The organism is Flavobacterium sp., from assembly GCF_040382755.1.
GTDB lineage: Bacteria > Bacteroidota > Bacteroidia > Flavobacteriales > Flavobacteriaceae > Flavobacterium.
This window is the reverse complement of record NZ_JBEIET010000159.1, coordinates 1-3,716: the sequence shown is the minus strand read 5'-3', so window position 1 is coordinate 3,716 and position 3,716 is coordinate 1. Positions and strand designations below refer to the sequence as shown.

Here is a 3,716-nt window from a genome sequence, read left to right as displayed (position 1 = left end):
TAGAAAAATTTTCCTAATTCTTTATTTACATCCATACCCACATTATTGTCGAAATATGAAATGCTATTGTCAATTTCTACAAGTAATTGCGGATTTTTAATGGCAAATATTAAGTACTCGTTTAAAACGCGTTGCTTAATTTTAAAATCAATTTTACTACTTTTTATAACTCTTTTGTAAGAATCTGTAGCTTTTGAAATGTCATTTGCTTGAATATGAAATTTAACCAAACTAACGTGTGCTAAATCAGAATTTGGCAGCTCTTTTTCTAAGAACAAAGCGGTTTGAAATGCTTTATCTTCTTGATTGTTTACAGAATACGCATAAATTAAATCGATATAATTTTGTTCTGCTTTAGGATTGCTTTTTATGGCTTCAACTAAATCGTTAATATTTGGCTTGTTGCCTTTCGACATATTTTGAAGTTGCAATTGGTACATTTCAATTGTTTTAGACAATGTGCCTTTACTTTCGATGTCGTCAATTGCTGTTTTTGCCTTATCAAATTGTTGTGTGGTCATATATAACGATACCAAATCTTCTTTCATATTTGCATCGAAAGTGACTAATTTTTCAACTATGATAATTGCTTTTTCATACGCTTTGGTTTGATAATGTACATCGTACAAACCATTCCAATACCAACGTTGTTTGGGCTCTAAATCGACCGCTTTTTGAAACGCATTTTCTGCTTCTATATACTTTTTTTGCGCTAAATAATTTACGCCTAACTGATAATGAATTTCTGGGTTTGCAGGTTCTTTTAGCAAACATTTTTGTAAGGCTATAATAGCTTTGTCGTAATTTTCTATAGCTTTTTCCTTTAAAGCATCAAAAAAATTAGTTTCAAATTCATTTTCCGCAGTTTCTACTTCTTCTGGATTTTTTTGTCCGAAAGAAATTTGAAAAAGGAAAAGAAATGCTATTATTTTATACATATTTTGTTGTTACACAGAGTTACACAAAGACTTGCGCAAAGTTCCGCAAAATTTATTATTTTGTCTTCAATTTGATTTTTATTTTTTTAAAATCTCCTTTTTCATCTAAATCCCAAGTGTCTCCAATAAGAAAAAATTTATCATTAATTTTTACAACTCTATTTAAAAAATCTTCAAAGTCAGAGCAAAAGCCTTTTGTTTCACCGATTTTTTTCCAGATTCTATTTTTAAAAGTCCAAACTGAAATATAGTGCCACAAACCTTCATTAGCATTAGAAAATATTATTATTTCGTTAGCAGTATCATTATTTAAATCTTCAATTGTTGTAATATAAATTCCATTACTTGGGTAAAATCCGATTGTTTCATTATTATTGGAAAATTTAACGTCTACCGAATTACGAAAAACTTTATTAGTTTCTTTATTTCTTGAAGCAATTGAAATGGCATAATCTTTTATTTTATCATTATCAACATCGCCGATATAAAATTTTTTAGTTTCAACTATAGAATCTTTGTATTCAGCATTTGTTACTTCAGGATCAATTTGTCCAAAAGAAATTTGAAAAAGAAAAAGAAAAGCTATTATTTTATACATGTTTTGTTGTTAAATGAAAGTATTTCAAAAATTATTCCATTGTTGAATAGTCACCTAAACTTACGCTCGTAAACTCACCATTATAATTTACGTGATTTCCAATCATAGCATTATCTAATTTTGCGTTTTTAATATGTGAATGCGTTTGAATTAAACTATTTTGAATCTTACTATTTTGAATATGTGACCCTTTTCCGATAGAAACATTTGGTCCAATTATGGAATCAATAAGTTGCACGCCTTCGCCAATAAAACAAGGTGGAATGATTTGTGAATTATCTAAACGCACATCATTAGCTACTAAATCTTCGCCATCTTGATGTAAAAATCCTAACATTCTGTTGTTGGTATCGACAGTAACATCTTTATTTCCGCAATCCATCCATTCATCAACTTTTCCAGGTACGAATTTCATACCTTTCGCCATCATTTGTTTAATGCCATCATTAATTTGGTATTCGCCACCGTGAATAATGTTGTTATCTAAAACCGCTTGTAATTCGTTTTTAAGAACGGCAATATCTTTGAAATAATAAATTCCGATAACGGCTAAATCAGAAACAAATTCCTTAGGTTTTTCTACTAACTCAATAATTTCATTGGCTTCATTTAAGTTAATAACACCAAATGCTTCTGGTTGATCGACTTGTTTTACCCAGATTACGCTATCGGCAGTTGCGTCTAATTCAAAATCGGCACGAATTAACGTATCTGCATAAGCAATAACTGCAGGTCCGGATAAAGAATTCTTCGCACACATAATAGCGTGACCCGTTCCTAAAGCTTCATTTTGGTAATAAATGGTTCCTTTTGCTCCAATTTTTGTAGCTATCGCAAGTAAATCTTTTTCTACAGTTGCGCCGAAACTTTCGTGAATGATAAACGCTACTTCATCAATTGGTTGATTAATTACTTTAGCAATATCTTCTACTAAACGGTGTACAATTGGTTTTCCAGCAATTGGAATTAATGGCTTTGGAATTGTTAATGTGTGTGGGCGAAGACGTGAACCACGACCAGCCATTGGTACTATTATTTTCATATTATATATTTTTTACCGCAAAGTCGCAAAGGTTTTTTCGCAAAGTTCGCAAGGTTTTGTTTGTTTATTTGATTTACTAAATCTGCTGTTTACTTTTTCTAGCTGAACACTAAATACTGAAAACTGAACACTTATTTAATTCCCGTACTACCAAATCCGCCTTCTCCGCGAGACGTTTCGGTTAATTCTATTGTTTCTTGCCATTCGGCGCGTTCGTGTTTGGCGATGATTAGTTGCGCGATGCGTTCTCCGTTTTCAATAACGAAATCTTCATTGGATAAATTGACTAAAATCACACCAATTTCGCCACGATAATCGGCATCCACTGTTCCTGGTGAATTTAAAACAGTAATCCCTTTTTTGTAAGCCAAACCACTTCTTGGTCGCACTTGTGCTTCATAACCAATTGGTAATTCTATAAAAAGCCCAGTTTTTACTAATGTTCTTTCTAACGGTTTTAAAGTTATTGATTCGGTTAAATTCGCACGTAAATCCATTCCTGCAGAAGCATTCGTTTCGTAGTTAGGTAATGGATGTTGCGATTTATTTATAATTTTTATTTGCATTGTTTTGAATTTTTATCGCGAAGTCGTAAAATTATTTCGCAAAGTTCGCAAGATTTTATTTATTTTAAGACCGTAAAGTCTGTTTATTTTCGTTTTAAAATTTTCATAATTACTTCTTTTTCATTTTTGTAAATATAATAACTAAAGCCAGTGATTGCAAGTATTCCAAAAACAAACGTTTCTCTTAATTCTTGAACATAAAATGAAATACAAGCTAAAGTTATGGACGCAAAAAGATAGGTTAAGATCTTTTTCATTTCGAAAGGAATTGGGTATTTTTCTTTTCCTAAATAATACGAAATCACCATCATACTCCCGTAAGCACAAATAGTTGCAATCGCTGAACCTACATAACTCATATTGAATTTTACAATTAAAATATAATTCATACTTAACGTAATTAGAGCACCAATTGCTGAAATGTAGGCTCCAATTATTGTTTTATCAATTAATTTATACCAAACAGATAAACTCGTATAAATCCCTAAAAAGAAATTCGCGATTATGATTAAAGGCACTATTGTCATTGCCTCCCAATATTCTTCTTGTCGTACTAAAAAGAATTTTATTAC

The 3,716-nt window shown here is 31.1% G+C and carries 5 protein-coding genes; all 5 read right to left on the bottom strand.

The genetic code is table 11. From position 1 onward, the window contains the following. Nucleotides 1-938 (bottom strand): tetratricopeptide repeat protein (locus tag ABWO04_RS10445; protein WP_353079648.1); only part of this gene is annotated, 938 nt, incomplete at its 3' end. A gap of 55 nt (nucleotides 939-993) precedes the next feature. Beyond that, nucleotides 994-1,536 (bottom strand): hypothetical protein, encoded by a 543-nt coding sequence (locus ABWO04_RS10440; protein WP_353079647.1) that lies wholly within the window; start codon nucleotides 1,534-1,536, stop codon nucleotides 994-996. A 31-nt stretch (nucleotides 1,537-1,567) separates the two neighbouring features. Continuing rightward, nucleotides 1,568-2,578, bottom strand: a complete 1,011-nt coding sequence (locus ABWO04_RS10435) for a sugar phosphate nucleotidyltransferase (protein ID WP_353079646.1) — start codon at nucleotides 2,576-2,578, stop codon at nucleotides 1,568-1,570. A gap of 131 nt (nucleotides 2,579-2,709) precedes the next feature. Beyond that, on the bottom strand, nucleotides 2,710-3,144 hold the full coding sequence (gene dut / locus ABWO04_RS10430; protein WP_353079645.1) for a dUTP diphosphatase: 435 nt from the start codon (nucleotides 3,142-3,144) through the stop codon (nucleotides 2,710-2,712). Nucleotides 3,145-3,227: 83 nt separating this feature from the next. Further along, nucleotides 3,228-3,716 (bottom strand): lipopolysaccharide biosynthesis protein (locus tag ABWO04_RS10425; RefSeq protein WP_353079644.1); only part of this gene is annotated, 489 nt, incomplete at its 5' end.